This window comes from Sphingomonas sp. P2_B6 (genome assembly GCF_056404755.1).
In genome coordinates, this window is sequence record NZ_JBFUDK010000002.1 from 352,844 (window position 1) to 376,408 (window position 23,565).

At 66.5% G+C, this 23,565-nt stretch carries 21 protein-coding genes and 1 tRNA gene; 13 read left to right on the forward strand and 9 right to left on the reverse strand.

Features of this window, described 5'->3' with window-relative positions; genetic code table 11:
* Window positions 1–41 precede the first annotated feature (41 nt).
* A complete protein-coding gene (gene dksA, locus AC1DX5_RS04170; protein WP_465173426.1) occupies window positions 42–506 on the reverse strand; it encodes an RNA polymerase-binding protein DksA in 465 nt (154 codons plus the stop codon).
* 74 nt (window positions 507–580) lie between these two features.
* On the opposite strand from dksA, the gene AC1DX5_RS04175 reads away from it, so the two are divergent.
* Window positions 581–724: a hypothetical protein gene (locus AC1DX5_RS04175; RefSeq protein WP_478014299.1), complete on the forward strand. Its 144-nt coding sequence runs from the start codon at window positions 581–583 to the stop codon at window positions 722–724.
* Here the strand turns inward: AC1DX5_RS04175 and AC1DX5_RS04180 are convergent.
* Window positions 711–1,151 carry a host attachment family protein gene (locus tag AC1DX5_RS04180; protein ID WP_478014301.1) on the reverse strand — a complete coding sequence of 147 codons (441 nt, stop codon included), beginning with the start codon at window positions 1,149–1,151 and terminating at the stop codon, window positions 711–713. The genes AC1DX5_RS04175 and AC1DX5_RS04180 overlap by 14 nt on opposite strands.
* A 90-nt stretch (window positions 1,152–1,241) precedes the next feature.
* On the opposite strand from AC1DX5_RS04180, the gene serS reads away from it, so the two are divergent.
* The 5 genes from serS to AC1DX5_RS04205 all read left to right on the forward strand — a co-directional run bounded on the left by serS (window position 1,242) and on the right by AC1DX5_RS04205 (window position 6,138).
* The gene (gene serS, locus AC1DX5_RS04185; protein WP_478014302.1) at window positions 1,242–2,519 is read left to right on the forward strand and encodes a serine--tRNA ligase; all 1,278 of its coding nucleotides are present in this window, start codon (window positions 1,242–1,244) and stop codon (window positions 2,517–2,519) included.
* The gene (gene surE, locus AC1DX5_RS04190; protein ID WP_465173430.1) at window positions 2,519–3,283 is read left to right on the forward strand and encodes a 5'/3'-nucleotidase SurE; all 765 of its coding nucleotides are present in this window, start codon (window positions 2,519–2,521) and stop codon (window positions 3,281–3,283) included. Before serS ends, surE begins: the two co-directional genes overlap by 1 nt.
* Window positions 3,284–3,290: 7 nt before the next feature.
* Window positions 3,291–4,418: a peptidoglycan DD-metalloendopeptidase family protein gene (locus AC1DX5_RS04195; protein WP_478014303.1), complete on the forward strand. Its 1,128-nt coding sequence runs from the start codon at window positions 3,291–3,293 to the stop codon at window positions 4,416–4,418.
* Between the two features lie 36 nt (window positions 4,419–4,454).
* Complete coding sequence (gene tyrS, locus AC1DX5_RS04200; protein WP_478014304.1) at window positions 4,455–5,690, forward strand: tyrosine--tRNA ligase; 1,236 nt, start codon at window positions 4,455–4,457, stop codon at window positions 5,688–5,690.
* Between the two features lie 127 nt (window positions 5,691–5,817).
* On the forward strand, window positions 5,818–6,138 hold the full coding sequence (locus AC1DX5_RS04205; RefSeq protein ID WP_478014305.1) for a PilZ domain-containing protein: 321 nt from the start codon (window positions 5,818–5,820) through the stop codon (window positions 6,136–6,138).
* Window positions 6,139–6,142: 4 nt separating this feature from the next.
* Here AC1DX5_RS04205 and recG read toward each other — a convergent pair whose 3' ends face one another.
* Entirely contained in the window at window positions 6,143–8,203 is a 2,061-nt protein-coding gene (recG, locus tag AC1DX5_RS04210) for an ATP-dependent DNA helicase RecG (RefSeq protein ID WP_478014306.1), read from the reverse strand.
* Window positions 8,204–8,276: 73 nt separating this feature from the next.
* Here recG and AC1DX5_RS04215 point away from each other — a divergent pair, with 73 nt between their 5' ends.
* Together AC1DX5_RS04215 and mfd are read left to right on the forward strand one after the other, a co-directional pair.
* Window positions 8,277–8,543, forward strand: coding sequence for an FAD assembly factor SdhE (locus AC1DX5_RS04215; protein ID WP_465173435.1), 267 nt, complete (start codon window positions 8,277–8,279; stop codon window positions 8,541–8,543).
* A 158-nt stretch (window positions 8,544–8,701) separates the two neighbouring features.
* On the forward strand, window positions 8,702–12,157 hold the full coding sequence (mfd, locus tag AC1DX5_RS04220; protein ID WP_478014307.1) for a transcription-repair coupling factor: 3,456 nt from the start codon (window positions 8,702–8,704) through the stop codon (window positions 12,155–12,157).
* Between the two features lie 30 nt (window positions 12,158–12,187).
* Here the strand turns inward: mfd and AC1DX5_RS04225 are convergent, their stop codons facing one another.
* The gene (locus AC1DX5_RS04225) at window positions 12,188–12,751 is read right to left on the reverse strand and encodes a TetR/AcrR family transcriptional regulator (RefSeq protein ID WP_478014308.1); all 564 of its coding nucleotides are present in this window, start codon (window positions 12,749–12,751) and stop codon (window positions 12,188–12,190) included.
* 151 nt (window positions 12,752–12,902) lie between these two features.
* Between AC1DX5_RS04225 and AC1DX5_RS04230 the strand changes: the two genes are divergently transcribed.
* Window positions 12,903–14,594, forward strand: coding sequence for an AMP-binding protein (locus tag AC1DX5_RS04230; RefSeq protein WP_478014309.1), 1,692 nt, complete (start codon window positions 12,903–12,905; stop codon window positions 14,592–14,594).
* Window positions 14,595–14,608: 14 nt separating this feature from the next.
* A complete protein-coding gene (locus AC1DX5_RS04235; RefSeq protein ID WP_465173439.1) occupies window positions 14,609–15,037 on the forward strand; it encodes an acyl-CoA thioesterase in 429 nt (142 codons plus the stop codon).
* A 302-nt stretch (window positions 15,038–15,339) separates the two neighbouring features.
* On the opposite strand, the gene AC1DX5_RS04240 is transcribed toward AC1DX5_RS04235, so the two are convergent.
* From AC1DX5_RS04240 to AC1DX5_RS04250, 3 genes are read right to left on the reverse strand one after another with little or no spacing between them, the layout of a single operon-like run.
* Window positions 15,340–15,504 carry a hypothetical protein gene (locus AC1DX5_RS04240; protein ID WP_465176769.1) on the reverse strand — a complete coding sequence of 55 codons (165 nt, stop codon included), beginning with the start codon at window positions 15,502–15,504 and terminating at the stop codon, window positions 15,340–15,342.
* A 21-nt stretch (window positions 15,505–15,525) separates the two neighbouring features.
* Complete coding sequence (locus tag AC1DX5_RS04245) at window positions 15,526–15,960, reverse strand: YybH family protein (RefSeq protein WP_465176770.1); 435 nt, start codon at window positions 15,958–15,960, stop codon at window positions 15,526–15,528.
* The gene (locus tag AC1DX5_RS04250) at window positions 15,957–17,606 is read right to left on the reverse strand and encodes an EAL domain-containing protein (RefSeq protein WP_478014310.1); all 1,650 of its coding nucleotides are present in this window, start codon (window positions 17,604–17,606) and stop codon (window positions 15,957–15,959) included. Before AC1DX5_RS04250 ends, AC1DX5_RS04245 begins: the two co-directional genes overlap by 4 nt.
* 204 nt (window positions 17,607–17,810) lie before the next feature.
* Here AC1DX5_RS04250 and moaA point away from each other — a divergent pair, with 204 nt between their 5' ends.
* From moaA to AC1DX5_RS04265, 3 genes are all read left to right on the forward strand, one after another.
* Window positions 17,811–18,806 (forward strand): GTP 3',8-cyclase MoaA, encoded by a 996-nt coding sequence (moaA, locus tag AC1DX5_RS04255; RefSeq protein ID WP_478014311.1) that lies wholly within the window; start codon window positions 17,811–17,813, stop codon window positions 18,804–18,806.
* A 10-nt stretch (window positions 18,807–18,816) separates the two neighbouring features.
* Window positions 18,817–19,590 carry an NAD kinase gene (locus AC1DX5_RS04260; RefSeq protein WP_465173444.1) on the forward strand — a complete coding sequence of 258 codons (774 nt, stop codon included), beginning with the start codon at window positions 18,817–18,819 and terminating at the stop codon, window positions 19,588–19,590.
* A gap of 52 nt (window positions 19,591–19,642) precedes the next feature.
* A tRNA-Asn gene (locus AC1DX5_RS04265) sits at window positions 19,643–19,717 on the forward strand.
* 49 nt (window positions 19,718–19,766) lie between these two features.
* Here AC1DX5_RS04265 and AC1DX5_RS04270 read toward each other — a convergent pair.
* Together AC1DX5_RS04270 and eat are read right to left on the reverse strand one after the other, a co-directional pair.
* The gene (locus AC1DX5_RS04270) at window positions 19,767–22,094 is read right to left on the reverse strand and encodes a TonB-dependent receptor (RefSeq protein ID WP_478014312.1); all 2,328 of its coding nucleotides are present in this window, start codon (window positions 22,092–22,094) and stop codon (window positions 19,767–19,769) included.
* A 94-nt stretch (window positions 22,095–22,188) separates the two neighbouring features.
* Window positions 22,189–23,556, reverse strand: a complete 1,368-nt coding sequence (eat, locus tag AC1DX5_RS04275; protein ID WP_478014313.1) for an ethanolamine permease — start codon at window positions 23,554–23,556, stop codon at window positions 22,189–22,191.
* Window positions 23,557–23,565 lie beyond the last annotated feature (9 nt).

The window sequence follows — 23,565 nt, forward strand, 5'->3', positions numbered from 1 at the left end:
TGCCAGAGCTGATCCGGTCGCCCGAATCGTCGCGACCGGCATCAATCTTCGCGAGAGACCTTTTCGTGCCGCTCGTGGCGCTCCTGTGCCTCGACCGTCATCGTCGCGATCGGGCGGGCTTCTAGGCGTGCGAGCGAGATCGGCTCGCCGGTCACTTCGCAATAGCCATATTCGCCTTCCTCGATTCGCCGCAACGCCGCGTCGATCTTGGAGATCAGCTTGCGCTGACGATCGCGGGTCCGCAGCTCGATCGACCAGTCGGTCTCGCTCGACGCGCGATCGGTGAGATCGGCCTCACGCAGCGAATCGACCTGCAGCTGAGACAGAGTGCCCGCTGCCTCGCGCAGGATCGCTTCCTTCCACGCCTGCAGCTTGTCGCGAAAATAGGCCTGCTGGCGCGGATTCATGAAGGGCTCCTCGGCACTTGGCCGATAGCCATCTCCACCCTCGCCCGCGGGCGGCTGAAACTTTTCGGATTCGTCCAATCGATTCAAGACCGTCGCCATCCCACTCTCCCGCCGGCGATACGATGCCTTCTGAGCACCTTCACCGCCGTCCCATCCGGAGCGGGCCTATAACCATGCCGCTCGACCATCACAAGCAAGGCCTTGTCGAAATTGAAGCCTGGCTTGCGGAGAGCGCCATAGCCGTCAGCACATTGCATTTTCGTGAATTGTCCAACGTTTTCCGTCATGCGGACATTGCCTCGGTCACGCAGCCTTGATCGCCGATTCGATTTCCGGGATCGGATGGTTGGTCAGGTCCTTGTCGAGTTCCCCGGTAATCCGCGAACTCACCTCGCTGTGATAATGTTTGCGCAGTTCACCGAGCGTCCGCGGCGGTGCGACGATGATCAGCGATTCGAACTCATGCGCCAGCGCGCGGCGTTTGAGCAGTTCGGCGGCATCCGACGCGAAACGATCTTCCCCCAGCTGATGGAAATCCGTCTCGTCCATCGTGCTCCGCCCGCTGCCGGCGCTCGAATAGGACAGGCCCGGTGCGTCGCTCTTCTGGTCGCCGTCCTTGGGATTGGACTGGGCCTCGGCATGCTCGACCACCAGGTTCGGATAGGCCTCGTCGCCCTCGTTGCGCAGGAACAGCATCTTGCGCCCATCGGCGACGAGCACGGCGGCGTTGTGGGGGATCTGCATCGAGCGTCCTTTCGGCTGTAAGGCAAAGGATAACGCCCGGACGGCGCCACGGGTTGCGCGCGCGCCGAGCCGCCGCCATAGCCTGCCGCCATGCACGATATCCGCCTGATCCGCGAAAACCCTGCCGCCTTCGACGCCGCCCTGGCACGCCGCGGGCTTGCGCCGGTAGCCGATTCCCTGGTCGTCCTGGATGAGCGCCGCCGCGCGCTGATCACTGAGGCCCAGGCCGGCCAGGCCCGCCGCAACGAAGCCTCGAAGGCAATCGGTGCGGCCAAGGCCTCGAAGGACGAGGCCACCGCCGCCACGCTGATGGCCGAGGTCGCGGCGCTCAAGGAACGTCTCCCCACGATCGAGGCGGAGGAGAAGGCGCTCGGCGAGGAATTGCACGGCAAGCTCGCCATCCTGCCCAACCTGCCGCTCGCCGACGTACCCGAAGGGGCCGACGAGGACGACAATGCCCTGGTCGCCGAGCATGGCACGCCCGGGACCTTCGCTTTTGCGCCGAAGGAGCATGATGCGATCGGCCCGGCGCTAGGCCTGGATTTCGAAACCGGGGTCGAGCTTGCCGGGGCTCGCTTCACCTTGGTGCGCGGTGCCGCGGCGCGACTTCACCGCGCGCTCGGCCAGTTCATGCTCGACCAGCTCTGCGGCGATCACGGATATGAGCAGGTCGTGCCGCCCCTGCTGGTGAAGGACGAGATCGTGTTCGGCACCGGGCAGCTGCCCAAGGCGGCCGAGGACATGTTCCGTACCACGGACGGCCGCTGGTTGATCCCGACCGCCGAAGTCTCGCTGACCAATATCGTGCGCGAGAAGATCCTGACCGAGGGCGAATTGCCGCTGCGCTTCGCCGCGCTCACCGCCTGTTTCCGCTCCGAAGCGGGCGCGGCGGGCCGCGACACGCGCGGCTTCATCCGCCAGCATCAGTTCGAGAAGGTCGAGATGGTCTCGATCGTCACGCCCGATACGTCCGAAGCGGAGCATGAGCGAATGACCGCCTGCGCCGAAGGCATCCTGACTGCGCTCGGCCTGCCCTTTCGCCGGATGAAGCTGTGCACCGGCGATATGGGCTTCACCGCCGCGCGCACCTACGACCTCGAAGTGTGGCTGCCCGGCCAGGGGCGTTACCGCGAGATATCGAGCTGCTCGACCTGCACCGATTTCCAGGCGCGGCGCATGAATGCGCGCTATCGGCCGGAGGGTGAGAAGGCGACGCGCTTCGTCCATACGCTCAACGGGTCGGGCCTCGCGGTCGGCCGCACGCTGGTCGCCGTGCTGGAGAATTACCAGCAGGAGGACGGATCGGTCGCCATCCCCGAAGCGCTGCAACCCTATCTGCGCGGCCTCAACCGGCTGGAGCCCGCCTGATGCGCATCCTCCTCACCAATGACGATGGCTATCACGCCCCCGGTCTCAAGGTGCTGGAGGAGATCGCATCGGCCTTTTCCGACGACATCTGGATCGTCGCCCCGGCCGAAGAACAGTCCGGCGCCGGCCACTCGCTGACCCTGACCCGGCCGATCCGTGTACGGCGCTTCTCCGACCGGCGCTTTGCCGTGGCGGGCACCCCGACCGACGCCGTGATGATGGCGCTGGCGCGGATCATGAAGGACTCGCCGCCGGACCTGATCCTGTCCGGCGTCAATCGCGGCGCGAACCTTGCCGAGGACGTGACCTATTCGGGCACCGTCTCGGCGGCGATGGAGGGCGCGCTGGCCGGCGTGCGCTCGATCGCGCTCAGCCAGGTCTATTCGCGCGAGGGTATGGGCGACACCGTGCCGTTCGAGGCCGCCGCTGCCTGGGGCGAGCGCGTGCTGCGTCCGCTGGTCGACGCGCCGTTGGCGCCGCGCACGCTGGTCAATGTGAATTTCCCCGCCGGGCCGGCCGATGCGGTCAAGGGCATCCGCGTCGCCAATCAGGGCCTGCGCGATTATGGACGGCTGCAGATCGTCACCAACCGCGATCCGCGGGGGTATGAATATCACTGGTTCGCCCTGGGGCCGACGGTCGAGACTCCGGCGCATTCCACCGATCTGGAAGCGATCGCCGACGGCTATGTCGCGGTAACCCCGCTGCATCTCGACCTGACGCATGCGGAATCCCTGGCGATGCTCAACACCGCCTATCGCTGAGGTGCGCATGGCAGGGCCTTACGAAAGCGTCGCGCGCCACATCATGCCCGTGCTTCTGCTCGCCCTGCTTACCGGCTGTATCCCGCCGGGTCAGCCGCCTGAGTCCTCCCCTCCGCCACCGCCGCCCGTCCGATATGAGCGCGAAACCATCGATCGACCGGTTCCGCGCGCGCGCCCCAGGGTCGAACGCCCGGTCGAGCCTGAGCGCGCGAGCATCGATCGCACGGTGCGCACCCCCATCACGGCGCCCCCCGCCTGGCAGGCGCGTCCGGTCTCCGCCACGGCACAGACGGTCGCGGCAAGCAATTATGTCGTCCAGCCCGGCGACACGCTACGCGGCGTCGCTGATCGGACCGGTGCCGGATCGGAAGCGATCGCCCGCGCCAACGGCCTCACCCCGCCGTTCGTGATCCGGGCAGGCCAGCGGCTCGCCATCCCGGCCGGCCGCTATCATCTGGTCCGCGCGGGCGAGACCGGCATCGCGATTGCGCGGGCCTATGGAGTCGACTGGTCCCAGATCATCGCGGCGAACGATCTGAGCGAGCCCTATACGCTGCGAGTCGGCATGCGCGTGCTGATCCCCGGCGGCCCGCGGACCCTGGCGGAGCGCGCCGCGGCCTTCACCCTCGACGTCGACGACATCGTCACCGGCGGCGAGCCGGCGCTCGCCTCCAACCAGCGTCCGGCGAGGCCGAGCAGTTCGCCCGCGCGCGTCCTGCCCTCCTCGGCCGCGCTGGCTGAACCGGTGCGGCTGCGCGGCGCCTTCGCCTGGCCGATGCGGGGCGATATCGTCGCGCGGTTCGGCCCGGGCGCGAGCGGCGAGCGATACAATGGCATCGAGATCGCCGCGCCGATCGGCACGCCGGTCCTGGCCGCAGCGGACGGCGTCGTGGCCTATGCCGGCAACGAGGTGGCCAATCTCGGCGGGCTGGTGATCCTGAAGCATGGCGATGGATGGACGACCGTCTATGGCCATGCCAGCCGGCTGCTGGTCCAGCGCGGCCAGTCCATAAAAAAAGGGCAGACCATCGCCTCATCGGGCGATACGGGCTCGGTCGACCGGCCAGAGCTACACTTCGAGATGCGCAAGGGCCGGACCCCGGTCGATCCGCTGGGGCAATTGCCGTCCCGCTAGCGACACGCGCGGAGCGATGCTAAGCGCCGCCGCATCATGACCGACTTCACTTCCGATCTGCTCCGCCTGCTGTCGACGCGCGGCTATATTCACCAGCTCACCGACGCCGCCGGCCTCGATGCGCTCGCGAACAGGCAGGTCGTGCCCGGCTATATCGGGTTCGATCCGACGGCGCCGTCGCTGCATGTCGGCAGCCTCGTCCAGATCATGCTGCTGCGCCGGCTCCAGCAGACCGGCCACAAGCCGATCGTGCTGATGGGCGGCGGCACCGGCAAGATCGGCGATCCGAGCTTCAAGGATGAGGCCCGCAAGCTGCTGAGCGAGGACGGCATCGCCGGCAACGTCGCGTCCATTCGCCGGATTTTCGAGCGATTCCTGACCTTTGGCGATGGACCCTCCGACGCGATCATGCTTGATAACGCCGAGTGGCTGGATGCGCTGGAATATATCCCCTTCCTGCGCGACATCGGCCAGCATTTCTCGGTCAATCGCATGCTGAGCTTCGATTCCGTGAAGCTGCGGCTGGATCGCGAGCAGTCGCTGAGCTTCCTCGAATTCAACTACATGATCCTCCAGGCCTATGATTTCCTGGAACTGTCGCGCCGCGCCGGGTGCAGGCTGCAGATGGGCGGGTCGGATCAATGGGGCAATATCGTGAACGGCATCGAGCTGTCGCGCCGCGTCGATTCGACCGAGGTGTACGGCATCACCACCCCGCTCATCACCACTGCCGATGGCGGCAAGATGGGCAAGACCATGTCCGGCGCGGTCTGGCTGCACGAGGACCAGCTGCCCCATTATGATTACTGGCAGTTCTGGCGGAACACCGACGACCGCGATGTCGGCCGTTTCCTGCGGCTGTTCACGGATCTTCCGCTCGACGAGATCGCCCGGCTGGAATCGCTCGAGGGCGCGGAGATCAACGAGGCGAAGAAGATCCTCGCCGACGCGGCGACCGCGATGTGCCGCGGCCCCACCGCTGCCGCCGAAGCAGCCGAAACCGCGCGCCGTACCTTCGAAGAGGGCGCGGCCGGGGATTCCCTGCCGACCTATATGGTTGCCGGCGGCGAGATCGGCATCGTCGACGCCTTGGTCGCGCTCGGTCTCTGCGCCTCGAAGGGCGAGGCCCGCCGGCTGATCAAGGGCGGCGGCGCGCGTGTCGGGGCCGACAAGGTCGTCGACGAGGCGCTGATCATCAAGGTCGGTGCCGAACCAGTGAGGATCGCCGCGGGCAAGAAGCATCACGGTCTGTTGGTCGCCGATCAGGGTTAAGCGTGGAATCCTGGATCAAGCCCTTGATCCGGAAATGCTTCGTGCCGGCGCAAGCCAGCGTTAAACAATTTCGTTGCGACCCGATTCACTCTTTTATTCTAGCCTCGCGGCTTCGAGGGAGGGGGCGATGGCAGCATCCGGCAATGCGAGAGCAGCGGAAGATCTCGAGGCGCCGCGCGACGAGGTGCACTTCCGGGCTCGTGCCTTCGGTCCCGATGCGCGCCCGCTGAACCTGCTGGTCGTCAGCATTTCGGCGCTCGGCCTGATGGCGCGGTGCGACATGCCCTACAAGGTCGGCGACCGGCTGACGATCACGCTGCCGGTGGTGGGCGTGGTCTCGGCGGAGATACGCTGGTTCCTTGGCGGACGGATCGGCTGCGAGCTCGATACGGCGATCGAACTGGCCGACTATTATGATATGCTCGCGGTCGTGCTACGCGGCCGGTGATATCTCAGCCCGAGCGCAGCAGCGCCACACCGGCGTCGCGCTCGAACAGATACAGCGCCGTCCGCGCCGCCTGCCCACGTGGCCCCTCCAGCCCGCCGTCGCGATCGATCAGCAGCCGTGCATCCGCGGCCGCGGCCGGCAGCAGCGCCTCGAGCGTTTCCGCCGTCGCGAGTTTGAACCCAGCCTCGCCCGACTGTTTCGTGCCGAGCAATTCGCCCGCGCCGCGCAGGCGCAGATCCTCCTCGGCGATGCGGAACCCGTCATTGGTCTCGCGCATCAGCGCGAGCCGCGCCCTTGAGGTTTCGCCGAGCTGGTTGCCACGGATCAGCAGGCAGATCGACCGGCCGCTTCCCCGGCCGACCCGCCCGCGCAACTGATGGAGCTGGGCCAGACCGAAGCGGTCGGCATGCTCGATCACGATCAGGGTCGCATTGGGCACATCGACGCCGACTTCGATCACCGTCGTGGCGACCAGCACGCCGGTCCGCCCGCCGGCGAAATCCGCCATCACCGCGTCCTTTTCCGGCCCCTTCATCCGCCCATGCACCAGCCCGACCCGGGCGCCGAACCTTGCGCGCAGCGTTTCCGCCCGGTCCTCGGCGGCGGCGAGATCGCTCTTCTCGCTCTCCTCAACCAATGGGCAGACCCAATAGGCCTGACCGCCATCCGAGAGATGCCGCGCCAGCGCATCGACCACCTCGGGCAGGCGCTCCTCCGAAATCACCCGCGTCTCGATCGGCTGGCGGCCCGGCGGCATTTCGTCGAGCTGGCTGACGTCCATCTCGCCATAATTGGCGAGCGTCAGGGTGCGCGGAATCGGCGTCGCGGTCATCGCCAGCAGGTGCGGCGGCTTGTCGGCCTTGGCTTGCAGCATCATGCGCTGCGCCACGCCGAAGCGGTGCTGTTCGTCCACCACCACCAGCGCGAGATCCTTGTAGGTCACTGCCTCCTGGAAGATCGCATGCGTGCCAATCAGGATATGGATCGCGCCCGAGGCAAGCCCCATCAGCGTCGCCTCGCGCACGCGCCCCTTGTCGCGCCCGGTCAGCACCGCGATCTCGACCGGCAGGCCGCCAAGCTGGCGCCGCAAGGTGTCGTAATGCTGCCGCGCCAGAATCTCGGTCGGCGCCAGCAACGCGCCCTGCGCGCCGGCCTCGACCGCCATCAGCAGCGCCATCGCCGCGACCAGCGTCTTGCCGGATCCCACATCGCCCTGGAGCAGCCGTAACATCGGCTGGGACTGTTGCAGGTCGCCCTCGATCTCGCGCACCGTCCGCGCCTGCGCGCCGGTCAGGGTATAAGGCAGCTCCAGCGCGTCGCGCAGCCGCCCGTCGCCGGCAAGTGCCCTGCCCCGCCGCGCCCTGGACGATTGCCGCACCAGCATCAGCGCGAGCTGATTGGCGAACAGCTCGTCATAGGACAGCCGCTCCTTCGCCTTCGCATCGGACGGGTCGGCATGTACGCGTGCCAGTGCCTCGCGCCACGACGGCCAGCCATGTTTCGCCAGCAGGCCCGGCTCGATCCATTCGGGCAGGTCGGGTGCGCGTTCCACCGCCTGCGCGGTCAGCTGCCCCATGCGCCGCGATGTGATCCCTTCCGACAGCGGGTAGATCGCCTCGCGCTCGCCCACCTCCGGCGCTTCGTCGAGCGGCAGCACATAGTCCGGATGGACCATCTGCAATTCCTGCCCGTACATCTCGAGCCGGCCGGAGACGCGCCGCGGCTCGCCGGTCGGCAGCAGCTTCTTCGACCAGCCCGGATGCCCGCCGAAATAGATCAGGCTGACATAGTTCCCCTTGGCGTCCACCGCGCGCACCCGCGCTGGCCCGCGGCCATTGCCCGACCGATGCTCGACCGCGGTCAGGGTGATCGCGATCGTCCGCCCGGCATCCGCCATGTCGAGCTCGTCGCGCGGCACCCGGTCGATCCAGCCGGTCGGCAGATGGAACGCCATGTCGATCACGCGGTGCAGGCCAAGCTTGTCCAGCGGCTTGGCCAGCGCGGGGCCGACGCCTTTCAACGCCGTGATCTCGGCGAACAATGGATTGAGGATATCGGGCCGCATGACTATCTGACCCTTACCTAGTCCCAGCCGACGGTTGCTCCAAGCGCCGCCGGCCAATCGCCGTTGGAAATATATGGATCGAGAGACCCGCCTGAAACGCCTGCACTTCCGTGCCTGGCACCGTGGCACCCGGGAAGCCGATTTGCTGATCGGCGGCTTCTGCGACGCCGCTGCTTCAGGCTGGAGCGACGCCGAGATCGATCTGTTCGAGGAACTGCTCGAGGAACAGGATGTCGACATCATGGCCTGGGCGATCGGCACCGATATCTGCCCGGCGCGTTACGAAGGCCCGATCATGGAAGCGATGCGCGTGCTCAGCTACGTACCGATCCAGAAATGACCTGAATTCTCCGTCACCCCGGACTTGTTCCGGGGTCCATCGATCCGCAAACGCAACCGCCGTGGTGCACGAGGAGGCATGGATGCCGGAACAAGTCCGGCATGACGAAAATTGTCGAAGCCCCAAAGCCCCTCCCTTCCAGGGAGGGGGGAGATAGAATGCCCGACCTGAAGACGATCCTCTCGGCCAAGACGCCCCTCACCCTCGCCGGCGTGCCGACGGGGTTCGAGCCGTGGCTGCTCGCCGACCTTGCCCGTGCCGCGAAGAGCCGCGCGGTGTTCATCGCGCCGGACGAAGCGGCGATGCGCGCCATCGCCGCGACGGCGGCGATGTTCGCGCCCGAGCTGGAAGTCCTGGCCTTTCCCGCCTGGGACTGCCTTCCCTATGACCGCGCCTCGCCGACGCTGCACGTCATGGCCGAGCGCATGGCGACGCTGCACCGCCTGCAGCAACCCACCAAGGGCCCGCAGCTTCTCGTCACCACCGCCAACGCCGCCGCGCAGCGGACCCTAACCCCGTTCCGCATCCGCCAGCTCGTCGCCACGCTGGCCCCCAAGGAACGGATCGGCCGCGACCGCCTGGCCGAACAGCTCCAGGCGAACGGCTATGTCCGGGTGGAGACCGTCGCCGATTCCGGCGAGTTCGCCGTGCGCGGCGGTCTGGTCGATCTGTTCCCCTCGGGCGCCGAACAGGCGCTCCGCCTCGATTTCTTCGGCGACGAGATCGAGAGCGTCCGCACCTTCGATCCCGCCGACCAACGCACCACCGGCCGGATCGACGGCTTCACCCTGCTCCCGGCCTCAGAGACGCTGATCGACGAGGAGAGCATCAAGCGCTTCCGCAGCCGTTACCGCGAGCGTTTCGGCGCCACTGCGACAGGCGATCCGCTCTATCAGGCGATCAGCGACGGCCGCCGCCTTGCCGGCATGGAGCATTGGCTGCCGCTGTTCGAGGAGAAGCTGGCGACCCTGTTCGACCATCTCGGCGGCGATGCCGTGGTGGTGCGCGACGCCGGCGTGCTCGGCGCGGCGGAGCAGCGTTTCGAGGCGATCACCGATTATCACGCGAACCGCGTCAAGGCGCAGTCGAGCGATCCCGGCAGCTACCGGCCGCTCCCGCCCGATGCGCTGTATCTGACCGCGAAGGACTTTGCCGAGCGGCTGGAAGAAACACCTGCCCATCTCACCACGCAATTCCACGAGCCGGAAAGTGCGACCGTTCTCGACTTCAACGTCGATGGCCCGCGCGATTTCGGCGCGGAACGGTCGAGCGGCGCGAATGTCTATGAGGCGGTCGCGGAACATGTCGCCAAGCTGCGCCGGCAGGGTCGCAAGCCGATCCTCGCCAGCTATTCGGGCGGCGCGCGCGAGCGCCTGTCGACCCTGCTCACCGACCACGGCCTTAAGGGCGCGGGGAAGGCCGACACCTGGCAGGAAGCGCTCGGCGTCGCGGACAAGGGTGTCGCCCTCATCGTCCTCCCGCTCGATCACGGCTTCACCACGCCCGACGTCGCGCTGCTCACCGAGCAGGACATGCTCGGCGACCGGCTCGTCCGCCGCCAGAAGCGCAAGAAATCCGCCGACGCCTTCCTCGCCGAACTGGCGATGCTCACGCCGGGCGACCTCGTGGTCCATGTCGATCATGGCATTGGTCGCTATGAAGGCCTGACCTCAATCCCGGTCGGCCAGAGCCCGCATGATTGCGTCGCGCTGACCTATGCCGGCGGCGACAAATTGTTCGTGCCGGTCGAAAATCTCGAAGTCCTGTCGCGCTACGGATCGGACAGCGAGGGCGCGAGCCTCGACAGGCTGGGCGGCGAGGCGTGGCAGCGCCGCAAGAGCCGCATGAAGGAGCGGATCCGCGAGATCGCCGGCGAGCTGATCGCGACCGCCGCCGAACGCGCGCTGCGCCCCGCCGATGTGATCGAGCCCGACCAGGGAGGCTATGCCAGCTTCGTCGATCGTTTCCCCTATGAGGAAACCGACGATCAGGACCGCGCGATCAACGACGTGCTCGGCGATCTCGCCGCGGGCACGCCGATGGACCGGCTCGTCGTCGGCGATGTCGGTTTCGGCAAGACCGAGGTCGCGCTCCGCGCCGCCTTCGCCGCGGCGATGTCGGGACTTCAGGTGGCCGTGGTCTGCCCGACCACCTTGCTCGCGCGCCAGCATTTCCAGAATTTCACGGCGCGCTTCGAGGGCTTTCCGCTGAAGGTCGGCCGCCTGTCGCGCCTCGTCACGGCGAACGAAGCCAAGGCGACTCGCGAAGGCCTGGCCGACGGCACGATCGACGTGATCGTCGGAACGCATGCGATCCTCGCCAAATCGGTCGAATTCAAGCGGCTCGGTCTTGTCATCGTGGACGAGGAGCAGCGTTTCGGCGTCACCCACAAGGAGCGGCTGAAGGCGCTGAAGACCGACGTCCATGTGCTCACGCTCACCGCGACGCCGATTCCGCGCACGTTGCAGATGGCGATGTCGGGTCTGCGCGAATTGTCGGTGATCCAGACCCCGCCGGTCGACCGCCTCGCGGTGCGCACCTATATCATGCCCTGGGATCCGGTCGTGCTGCGCGAGGCGCTGCTGCGCGAGCATTATCGCGGCGGGCAGAGCTTTTTCGTCACCCCGCGCGTCGCCGACGTTCCCGATATCGAACAGTTCATGCGCGAGCAGGTGCCGGAGGTGCGGGCCGTCACCGCGCACGGCCAGATGTCGCCGACCGAGGTCGAGGAGCGCATGTCGGCCTTTTACGACAAGAAGTTCGAGGTGCTGATCTCCACCACCATCGTCGAGAGCGGGCTGGATATCCCGAGCGCCAACACGATGATCATCCACCGCGCCGATCGTTTCGGCCTCGCCCAGCTCTATCAGCTGCGCGGCCGGGTCGGCCGGGCGAAGACGCGTGCTTATGCCTATCTCACCACCCCGCCCGACCGCATCGTCACCGAGACGGCGGAGAAGCGGTTGAAGGTGCTGAGCGATCTCGACAGCCTCGGGGCTGGTTTCCAGCTCGCCAGCCACGATCTCGACATTCGCGGCGCAGGCAATTTGCTTGGCGACGAGCAGTCGGGGCATATCAAGGAAGTCGGCTACGAACTCTACCAGTCGATGCTGGAAGAGGCGATCATGGACGCCAAAGCCGGTGGCATGGCGCAGCGCCCGCGCGACTTTTCGCCGCAGATCACGGTCGACGCGCCGATCCTCATCCCGGAGGAATATGTCCCCGACCTCGACCTGCGCATGGGTCTGTATCGCCGCCTCAACGATCTCGACGAATCCCAGGCGGTCGAGGCGTTCGCGGCGGAACTGATCGACCGGTTCGGCCCCCTGCCCGATCCGACCGAGAATCTGATCCGCCTCATGGAGATCAAGCTCAACGCCAAGAAGGCCTGTGTGGCGAAAATCGATGTCGGTCCGCGCGGGGCCCTGGTCAGCTTCCACGACGACAAGCCGCCCAATATCGACGGGCTGCTCGCCTGGATCGCGCGCCTCGACGGGGTCGCGAAGCTGCGGCCTGACTCGAAGCTGGTGATCAACCGTAGCTGGGGTGACCCCAAGGCACGGCTCAACGGCGCGCTGCAACTGTCGAAGGGACTGGCCAAGGCAGCCGGGTAACGCGTCGCGCCCGCGCCTGGTTGGATGGCGCTAGGCAGCCACGCCGAGCGGCGGCACGATCAGCAGGTCCCCGCACGACCGGATCAGCGCGGTCCGTGCCGCCACGGTCGGCGCGAGCACCAGCGAGCTCTGCCCGAACACGAAGCCGTAGAACAGCACGCCCCGCGTTCGCGCGGCCTCGGGCGACAGGCCCAGTTGCTCGAACAGTTCTGCGACATGCGCCAGCCTGGCCTCGTCGACGCGCAGCACCGCCGCCGCTGCCGCTTCGTCGCTCCGCGCCCATTCCCGCACGGCAAGTTCGATCGCCAGACCCTGAGTGTTCAGCCGCGCCGCGAACAGGTCGAGCAGGGACCGTAGCCGGTCCGCCGGGCCATCGTCGACCAGCCGGGTCTGCTGCTCGATCGCCGCGATTCGGCCGGACGTCCATTTCTCCAGCATCGCGTCGAGCAGCGCGCGCCGGTCCTTGAACCGGCGATAGAAACCACCTTTCGTCACCCCCAGGCGCTGCGCGATCACCTCGACCCTTACCTGATCGAGCCCATGCGCCATCTCTTCCAGCGCTGCGTCGACCCACGCCTGAGACCCGTCGTCCATTCACCATTCCTTTTCTGATACGGCACCGTATTGACTTATGCCGCGCGACTCGATACGGCACCGTATCACGCAGCGCGACAAAGTAAACGATCGCGCCGATGCCGCGGGTCGCATGACGGCATCTTTCCGAAATTGAAGCATGGAGAAGATCGTGGAGCTATTGCTCAGTCATGTTCGGGGGGAATCCTCGCCCCCGCTGGTCGAGGAAACGATCGGCGCCTGTTTCGACAGGATCGCCACCGCTCACGCCGCGCGCGAAGCCCTGGTAGTGCCGCATCAACAGGTCCGCTGGTCCTATGCCGAGCTGAAGCGGCGCGTCGATCGCCTTGCCGCCACGCTCGCGCGGCTAGGCCTTGAGCGCGGCGACCGGCTCGGCATTCTTGCCCCCAATTGCGCGGAATGGGTGGTGGTCCAGCTCGCGACCGCGAAGGTCGGAATCATCCTGGTCACGATCAATCCGGCCTATCGCACCCACGAGCTCGAATATGCGCTGACCAAAGTCGAATGCCGCGCGCTGGTCCTGGTCCCGCGCTATCGCGGCACTGACTATGACGCGCTGTTGCGCGAGATCGCGCCTGAACTCGCGACCGCTCATCCGGGCGAGCTCCGTTCGGCGCGCTTGCCGGCGCTGCGCCACGTGATCGCCCTGGGAGATGACCTGATCCCCGGCATGCTGGCTTATGAGGATCTGATCGATTTCCCACCGAATGAGGGCGTCGCCTGCCCAGATGCGATCCTGCCGTCCCTGTCGCCCGACGACCCGATCAACATCCAGTTCACCTCGGGCACCACCGGCAATCCGAAGGGCGCGACGCTCACGCATCGCAACATCCTGAACAACGGCATGTTGATCGGCCATGCGATGCGCCTGTCCGCCGAGGATCGGCTGTGCATTCCCGTGCCGCTCCATCACTGTTTCGGCATGGTGATCGGCAATCTTGCCGGCCTGACGCACGGCGCCACCCTGGTCTTTCCCGGTCAGGCCTTCGACGCCGAAGCGACGCTCGCCACGGTGCATCGGGAACGGTGTACCGTGCTGCACGGCGTCCCGACGATGTTCGTCGCGATGATCGAGGCGCCCGGCTTCGCCCGGCATGACCTGTCGAGCCTGCGCACCGGCGTCATGGCCGGCGCACCCTGCCCGATCGAGCTGATGCGCAAGGTCATCGATCGCATGCACATGGCCCAGATCACCATCGCCTATGGCATGACCGAAACCGCGCCGATCAGTTTCCAGAGCGCGGTCGATGACCCGCTGGAACGCCGCGTGTCCACGGTCGGCCGCGTGCATCCTCATGTCGAGGTCAGGATCGTCGATGCCGCGGGCGCGACCGTTCCGCGCGGCGTGAAGGGCGAACTGCTCACGCGCGGCTATTCCGTGATGCGCGGTTATTGGGGCGATCCGGCGCGCACCGCCGAGGCGATCGATGCGGACGGCTGGATGCACAGCGGCGATCTCGCGACGATCGATGCGGAGGGGTATTGCAACATCGTAGGACGCGCCAAGGACATGGTGATCCGGGGCGGTGAAAACATCTATCCCCGTGAGATCGAGGAATATCTCCACCGCCACCCCGCGATCCAGGACGTGCATGTCGTCGGCGTTCCGGACGAGCGTTACGGAGAGGAGCTCTGCGCCTTCGTCATGCTGCGCGCGGGCCATGAGGCGTCGGAGGCGCAGCTCCGGGATTTCTGCCGGGGGAAGATCGCCCATTTCAAGATTCCGAAACATGTCCGCTTCGTCGACGCGTTTCCGATGACGGTCTCGGGCAAGGTGCGGAAGACCGAACTACGTGCCCGCATCGCGGAGGAACTCGGCGCGCACGCGCTGGCAACGGCTTGAATCGGATGTCTTTTATGGAAAGAATGTTGACCTATCGCGGTGCCGTCTACCCGTGGCATTGCGACCATGTCGGGCACATGAACAACATGTGGTACGCAGGCAAGTTCGACGAGGCGAGCTGGAACCTGCTCGGCCAGCTCGGCATCACGCCCTCCTATCTGCGCGAGAGCCATTGCGGCATGGCGGCGCTGGAACAGGCCACGACGTTCAAGCGCGAACTGCTTGCCGGCGACATCGTCGAGATCCGCAGCGAGGTGATCGAGCTTCGCGAAAAGATCATCCGGTTCGCCCACACCATGTACAATGCGGAGACCGGAGAAGTCTGTGCGACCTGCGCCATCACGGGCATCCATATGGATCGACGGATACGGCGTTCCTGCCCGTTTCCGGAGACGTTGCGCGCTCGCTTCGATGCGATCGCCCCCGTCGCGGTGGCGGCATGACGCGTCACCTGGGCGCGATCGATTCAACATTCCGGGTGACTGGCGCAACAGGGATTGGACGAGTCGTTGCCGGCTCGTCCCGCTCTTTCTCAGTGACGGCGTGATTTCCCTGTTACCGAGCGGAAATTCCCTGTTCCGTGATAACAGGGAATGCCCAATTAAAGACAATTATTTCAAAGATTTATTGATAGTAAATTGGCCCGAAACGCGCGCGAAAAATTCAATTCCCTGTTAAATTCCCTGCTAATCGGCCGGAACAGCGAATTCCCACCAACCGATCGCTCGCCGAATGCCGCCGCGCGTCAGAAACGGATCGTCACCGAGGATGCGCTACGCGCCGCCTCGCCGTGAAATACCGCTTCGATATTGTTGCCGTCCGGATCGAGGAAGAAAGCAGCGTAATAGCCGGGATGATAAGGATGCTCATCCGGGGCACCATCGTCTTGTCCGACCCGTTCCGTCGGCAAACCAGCCTCGGCGCCTTCCCTTTAGCTGCTGTGATCGGCGACGATCTTCCAGCCGGCCCCGCGCTTCTTCTCGAACAGCAGCGAGGTCGGGCCGGTCTGGTCAGCCGCGCCATCGATCTTCAATCGATAGCGGGCGACGAGCAAGGCGTGGGAAGCATCGATCAGGCGGAAATCGATCTCCGCGAAAGTCAGCGCACCGCGCTTCGCCGCGCGGTCACCCGAGAAGCGGGGAGCATAGCGCGCGGCGATCGCGGCCTTGCCCCGGATCATGCCGTCACCGACCACGAAGGTCGCGTCGTCCGCATAGACGGCCATGAAGCGGCCGAGATCGCCGGCCGTCCATCCCGCCGCGCTGTCGGCCATCGCCGCCATGATCGCCGCATGCGCATCCTGCCGCGGCGCGGCCGTAGCGGGCACCACCAGCGCGGCGGCAGCAAAGGCGGCGATCATCCTCATGCCGGATTCTCCATCAGCGCCACCAGCGCCTCGGTCGAGATCGCTTCGGAGCGCAGGAAGCCCTGATAGATCTGGCACCCTTCCCTGGCGAGCAGATCGAGCTGCTCCTGCGTCTCCACCCCTTCGACGATGACGACCAGGCCCAGCGCCCGCGCCATGTCGATCACGCCGCGCACCACCACCCGGTCGCGCGGGGCGCCGGTGATGTCCTGCGCCAGCTGCTTGTCGATCTTGAGATAATCGAGCGGCAGCGACTTGAGGTAAATGAGGCTTGAATAGCCGGTCCCGAAATCGTCGATCGCGACGCGCACGCCCGCGCCGCGCAAGGCCGCGAGCGCCGTCGCGGCGGCGCCCAGATCCTCGATCAGTCCGCTCTCGACGATCTCCACCGTCAGGCGCACTGCCGGAAAGCCGCTGGCGTGGACGCGATCGAGGAACAGATCGGCAAAGCCCGGCCGCGCGATATCGCCCGCCGTCAAATTGAGCGACAGGCGCAGGCTATCCAGCGGCGCGGGCCATGCTGCGGCCCGCTCCAGCGTGATCCGCTGGATATGGTCGGACAGGCCGACTTCGAGATCGGCGCGCGCCGCCGCCGCGAACAATATCTTCGCGCCGATCGTCCCCAATGTCTTGTGGTCCCAGCGCGCCAGCGCTTCCACGCCGACGATCGCCCCGGTCGCGACCGATACCTGGGGCTGGAACAGGATGTCGATCTCGCCCCGGCCCATCGCATGGCGCAGCTCGACCGCGAGCGCGTCGATCGATTCCTCGGCGCCGCCCGCCTCCGCGATTCGCACCGTGGCGCTGTCCGAGGCGCGCGCGTTGGCCAGCGCCTCGCTCGCCCGGCGGATCAGGCTCACGGCGGTGTCGTCCGGCTCGCGCCCGGCAATGCCGATCCGGCAGCCAAGCACCGCGATGGTGTCGCCGGTCAGGAATGGTCGCGCCAGTTCGCTCGCGATCCTTTGCGCGGCAAGGTCGATACGGGCGCCGTCATCCTCGATCGCGACGAGAAATTCCGGTCCGTCGAGCCGGGCGATCAAGGCACCCGCCGCGACCTCCTCGACCCGCCTGAACGCAGCGCGGAGCAGCGCGTCGCCCGCGGTCCGGCCATAGGCGGCATTGACCATCTCGAACCGGTTGAGCGCGACCAGCATCGCGGTCAGTGGCCGCGCATCGGCATGCGCCAGCCGCCGTTCGAGCCAGTCCCGCGCGCCCGCGGTGTCGCGGATGCCGGTCAGTGCGTCGGCGTCTCCCAGCGGTTCGGCCGGCGCAGTCGCGCGCCGGTTCCCGGCCAGGCGTTCGACGTGGCGCGCGGCGTAGCGCAGCGCCTGGAGGAAGTCGTCATCGCTGAACGGGGCGGTCAGGAAATGCGTCGCCCCCGCATCGTAGAAATCGCCGATCGCCGTGAGGTCGTCCTGCGGGACGAGCGCGAGCAGCGCTCCGCCACTGGCGGCGATCGCGCTGCCCAGCGTCGACGCCGCCGCCCGTGCTTCGCGCGGTGCATCGCGGGCGTCGATCACCGCGACCGCCGCCCCGCTTGTCGCGAGCCGTTGCCCGGCACCGGCCGCCTCGCGCGCCGACACGACCCGCCAGCCGGCGCCCGCCGCAAGCCCACCGAGTTCGTCATCCTGCCGGAACGACAGCATGAAGAGGGGCGCGGTGCCATGGCTGGTCTCGGCGTCGATCAGGGCCTCCCGTTGCGTTCGTCCCGCGCCTGTCGCGGGACCGATCCTTCATCCAGGCTTTGGCGGTGAAGAACAAGGCTTGCACGCTCCCGGACCGGAGCGGAGACCGTGCCAAAAATCCCGAACGGGGTTGTTAGCGCCTCCGCAAAGGCTTAGCTCCTGCACATGGCCAGCGCCCCCGCCCTGATCGACCGCCATGGCCGCACGATCAGCTATTTGCGGATCTCGGTGACGGATCGCTGCGACCTGCGCTGCCGCTATTGCATGGCCGAGCAGATGACCTTCCTGCCGCGCGCGGCGCTGCTCAGCCTGGAGGAGATCGCGCTGATCGCCGAGCGCTTCATCGCGCGCGGCATCACGAAGATCCGGCTCACCGGCGGCGAGCCGCTCGTCCGTCGCGATGTCGGCGATCTGGTGCGGCGCCTGGGACGTCATGTCGGCGTGGGGCTCGACGAGCTGACCATGACGACCAACGGCAACCATCTCGCCGATCATGCCGCCGACATGGCCGCCGCCGGCATCCGTCGCATCAATGTCAGCCTCGACAGCCGCGATCCCGAGACATTCCGCTACATCACCCGCCATGGCGACGTGGCGCGCGTGATCGGCGGCATCTTCGCCGCGCGCGACGCCGGCCTGTCGGTCAAGATCAACATGGTCGCGCTCAAGGGCCTGAACGAGGCCGAGATCGCCCCGATGCTCGAGTGGTGCGTGGCGCAGGGGTTCGACCTGTCGCTGATCGAGACGATGCCGCTCGGCGCGATCGACGAGGACCGCACCGACCGCTTCCTGCCGCTGACCGCGGTGTTCGACGATCTCGCCGCGCGCTTCCCGCTCGTCCGCGACACATATCGCAGCGGCGGCCCGGCACGCTATTGGCAGGTCTCGGGCACCGACACGCGCCTCGGCTTGATCTCGCCGCTCACCGCCAATTTCTGCGACACCTGCAACCGGGTGCGCCTGACCACCGAAGGCGTGCTCTACACCTGTCTCGGTCATGACGATCAGGTCGATCTGAAGCGGGCGCTGCGCGATGGTGGCCTGGCCGGGCTCGACGCCGCGCTCGACCGGGCCATGGCGACCAAGCCCGCCCGCCATGATTTCGACATCGCCGCCGCGGCGCCGGCGGTGTCGCGCCATATGAGCGTCACCGGCGGATGAGACTGCCCCAATGAGCATTCGCCGGGCGCTCGTCGCCTCCCCGACGCCCCCCGCCCAGGCAGCGGCGGCGGAGCTTGCCGATGCCTATGACTGGGTGCCGGTCGAGGATGCTGAGATGATCGTCGCGCTCGGCGGCGACGGCTTCATGCTGCAGACGCTCCACGCCATGCTCGAGCGGCGCAAGCCCGTGGTGCCGGTGTTCGGCATGAACCTCGGCACGGTCGGCTTCCTGATGAACGAATGGCGCCGCCACGGGCTGGACGAGCGCCTGTCGCGCACCAAGGAATTCAAGGTCATCCCGCTCAGCATGACGGCGGAGACGGCCAATGGCGAGGTCTTCAAGCTACCCGCGATCAACGAGGTCTCGCTGCTGCGCGAGACCCGCCAGACCGCCAAGCTCGAGGTGACGGTGAACGAGCGGGTGGTGATCGACGAACTCGCCTGCGACGGCATCCTGGTCGCGACGCCCGCGGGGTCGACCGCCTATAACCTCTCCGCTCACGGCCCGATCCTGCCGCTCGGCTCGGCCATGCTGGCGCTGACCCCGATCAGTCCGTTCCGTCCCCGGCGCTGGCGCGGCGCGATCCTCCCGGACAAGGCGCGCATCTCGCTGCGCGTGCTCGAACCGGCCAAGCGCCCGGTCAGCGCGGTCGCCGATCAGCGCGAGATTCGCGAAGTCGCGAAGGTGGATATCGCGATCGACCGCGCCCGCGAGCTCACGCTTTTGTTCGATCCGGAACATGCTCTGGACGACCGCATCACGATGGAACAATTCATCGCCTGATGGGGTTGCATCGTCTGAATCGCAGGCTATACAGCCCGCCTCCGCACGGTATTCCCTGATAGCTCAGCGGTAGAGCTCTCGACTGTTAATCGAGCGGCCGTTGGTTCGAATCCAACTCAGGGAGCCACCGTTCCACCAGCAGGAACGGATGAAGCGATAGCGCCACATACCTGCGGTCAACGCGCGCCGAAATGCACCGTGCCCGTGAGACCCCAGGTCCGCGGCTTGGCGTAGACGCCCGCGACGGTGCCGTCGAACAGCGTGTTGTCATAGCCATAGACGCGGTAGCGCTCCTCGAAGATGTTGTTCACGAAGAACGCCGCCTCCCAGAGACCGCCCGGCGACACATAGCCGATCCGCGCATTGGCGACGTCATAGGCCCCTTCCCGCTCGACGGGTGCGCAGAGCACGGTGAAGCAGAAGCTGCCGCTATGCTGGAAATCGCCCTGCACCGACGCCATGCCCCCGATAAAGGCGAATTCGTACCGCGCGAGCGCATTGCCGGAAAAGCCCGGTGCCTGGGGCAGGTCATGCGTTTCGATCGTCGCGAGATCCGGCAGCGCGACGTTGCGGACCTCGCTGTGCAGCACCGAACCGCTTGCCTGAAGCGTGAGGCCGCGAAGCGGTCGCGTCGCGAATTCAACCTCGATGCCTTCCGATTTCGCGGGGAGGTTCACCACCGTCTGCACCGCGCCATATTGGGCAAAGGCCTGATAGTCGTGATATTCATAGTGGAAGGCGGCGATGTTCAGCGTCGTGCCGGGCGCGAGCGTCGCCTTCGCCCCAAGCTCATAGGCATCGAGCTTTTCGGGGCGATAGGGAATGCCGTTGAGCGTCGCGACTTCGGCGCCCGGAAAGGGCGTGCCGGTCGAAAAGGTGAAGCCCCCGCTCTTCGACCCCCGGTTGTAGCTCGCATAGAGCAGCAATCGATCGACCGGCTTGTAGTCGATCTCCGCGCGCGCGGTGAGGCCGTTGAACGTCGGCGTCGCATTGGCCGGCGTCGTGACGACCCCGGTCGCGGGCTGAGTGACGCCGAACGACCCGTAGGATACCTCGCGCGGGTTGAAGGTGATCGAGACGCCAGTGCTCGGCTCCGACCCGAAATAGCTGCCGCGGCGCGAATCATGCCAGTAGCGCAGCCCCCCGATCAGCTTGACCTTGTTGGTGACCGCCCATTCGTCCTGCGCGAAGAAGGCGAAGGATTCCGTCCGCTGAGAAAAGGCGACCAGGGGGTCATAGCCGTAGAACAGATCGGCATATTTGCCGGTATAATGGCCGTTGACGATCAGTCCGTAGCCACCAACGGTGAGTTCATTGGCGCCGAGGTGCGCCTGCAGCCGCACTTCCTGCGAGCCCTGGTCGAGCTTCGACCCCTGGTAGAAGAACACGCCGTCGGCTGGCGACGAATCCCCGTCCTCGACATAGAATTTGGTGCCGTGCTGGTAATCGGTGATCGAGATGAGATCGAGGCCATCGGCGAGACTCGCTTCGACCCGCAGCGTCGCGCCGAACACCTTGCGATCGACATAGCTCGGATCGGTTGCCGCGGTCTTGTACGGATCGCCGCCACGCGTCGGGTTGATCGCATCGTTGCGATAGCCGGCGCCCGTCTCTCCCGGGCCCGATCCCCAATAGCCGCAGCTCTCGTTCGCGCCGAGTACCTCGCCCTGGAACTGCGCATTGGGGCAGCTTGCGACCAGCGAATACAGGCCCGCCTGGCGCTCGCGCGGCGCGCGCATGTACCGAAGTGTCAGGCGTGTCGAAATGCTCTCTGTCGGCTGCCATGTGACGATGCCGCGCAGCGCCCAGTGATTGTTGGCGCCACGCGCCGGCATGCCGGGATTGATGTTCTCGATATAGCCTTTGTCGCGATCGCGGATGCCGGCGAGACGGATCTGCAGCGTATCGGTGATCGGCCCGGAGACCGCGCCCTCGGTGACGATCTGGCCGTAGCTGCCGACGGTGACCGTGGCATAGCCGCTAAAGCTGCTCGTCGGCTGGTTCGAGATGAACTGCACCGCGCCACCCGTGGCGTTGCGTCCGAACAACGTGCCCTGCGGCCCCCGCAGCACCTCGACCCGGGCAAGGTCGAAGGTCGGGAAGCTCGCCAGGTTGATCGAGCTCGAATAGCTGTCGTCCTGGTAGACCGCGACCGGCGGTTCCTGCTGGTCGCCATAGTCGTTCTGCGACACGCCGCGGATGTTGAACACCACCTGCGCCGACGAATAGGCGTTCATCTTGAGCGTAGGGACCGCACGGGTCAGGTCAGTCGCATTGTTGATGTTGAACTTCTGCAGCGTATCGCCCGACAGTGCGGTGATCGCGATACCGACGTCCTGCAGTTTCTGTTCGCGGCGCTGGGCGGTGACGACGATGTCGGCGGGATTTTCGGAAGCCGGGCTGGCTGGCGCGGTCTGCGCCACCGCGCCGTTCGGAACCATCGCCAGCAGCCCGGCAATCGATGCGCTCGCCAGCCATGGGCCGCGCAGATCGGTCATTTTCATCGCCATTTCCATGCCCCTTTATCGTCGGATTACCCCACTCCGCTTTTGATCGAAGCCTGCCGCTTCACCGCGCAGCTCTGGTCGACGGCGCACCTCATCCGGACATCGCGGATGCCGAGGGCGCCGGCCTCTTGACGAGAAGTGCCGTGGCGACCGCCACGAGCATCAATGCGAGGAACACGAGGAATATCGCCCCGTTGTAATAAATCATCGCCGCCAGCGCGACGACCGACATCGCCAGCGCGAACCCGGGCGCGAGGGGATAGAGCGGCGCGCGATAGGGTCGATCGAGCGCCGGCTCGGTCTTCCGCAGGCGGAACAGGCTGGCCATGCTCATCATGTACATCACCAGCGCGCCGAACACCGACATGGTGACGATGCTCGCGGTCAGCGACTGGCCGGCGATGCCGATCAGGCTGTCGCTGTAGATCGCCGCGACGCCGACCACGCCGCCGGCGACCGTCGCGATATGCGGCGTACGGAAGCGCGGGTGCAGCCGCGCGAAGATCAAGGGCAGATAGCCCGCGCGCGACAGCGCGAAGATCTGCCGGGCATAGCCCATGATGATCCCGTGGAACGAGGCGATCAGGCCGAACAGGCCGAGCCAGACCAGCATGTGCAGCCAGCCGCTCGACGAGCCGACCACCGTTTTCATCGCCTGGGGCAGCGGATCGTTGAGGTTCGACAGCGCCTTCCAGTTGCCCGACCCGCCTGCGAAGATCATCACCCCGAACGCCAGGGCCGTAAGCGTCAAGATGCCCGCGATATAGGCGATCGGGATGGTGCGCCGCGGCTCGCGTGCTTCCTCGGCGGCCATCGCGACCCCCTCGATCGCCAGGAAGAACCAGATCGCGAACGGGATCGCGGCGAAGATGCCGCCGATCGAGCTGATCGTGAAATGGGCGGCACCGCCCCAGCCATCGGCGGCGAAGCTGGTCCAGCTGAATGCCGGCGCCACGACCCCCATGAACACCAGCAGCTCGCCGACCGCCAGGAGCGTCACGAACAGCTCGAAGGTGGCGGCGATGCGTACCCCGACGATATTGAGCAGGACAAAGACCACATAGGCGCCGAGCGCGGCATGCTTCGGGTCGAGCCCGGGAAACTGCACGTTGAGATAGGCGCCGATCGCCAGCGCGATCGCCGGCGGCGCGAACAGGAATTCGATCAGCGTGGCGAAGCCCGCGATGGCACCGCCGACCGGCCCGAAAGCGCGGTGACTATAGGCGAACGGCCCGCCCGCATGCGGAATCGCGGTGGTCAGTTCGGTAAAGCTGAAGATGAAGGCGACATACATCGTCGCGACGACGATCGTCGTGACCAGGAAACCGAGCGTCCCAGCCGTCGCCCAGCCATAGCTCCAGCCGAAATATTCGCCCGAGATGACAAGCCCGACGGCGATGCCCCAGAGATGGAAGGCATTGAGATTCTTGGCGAGCGTGACGTCCTGACGGTCGTGCATCGATGTCCC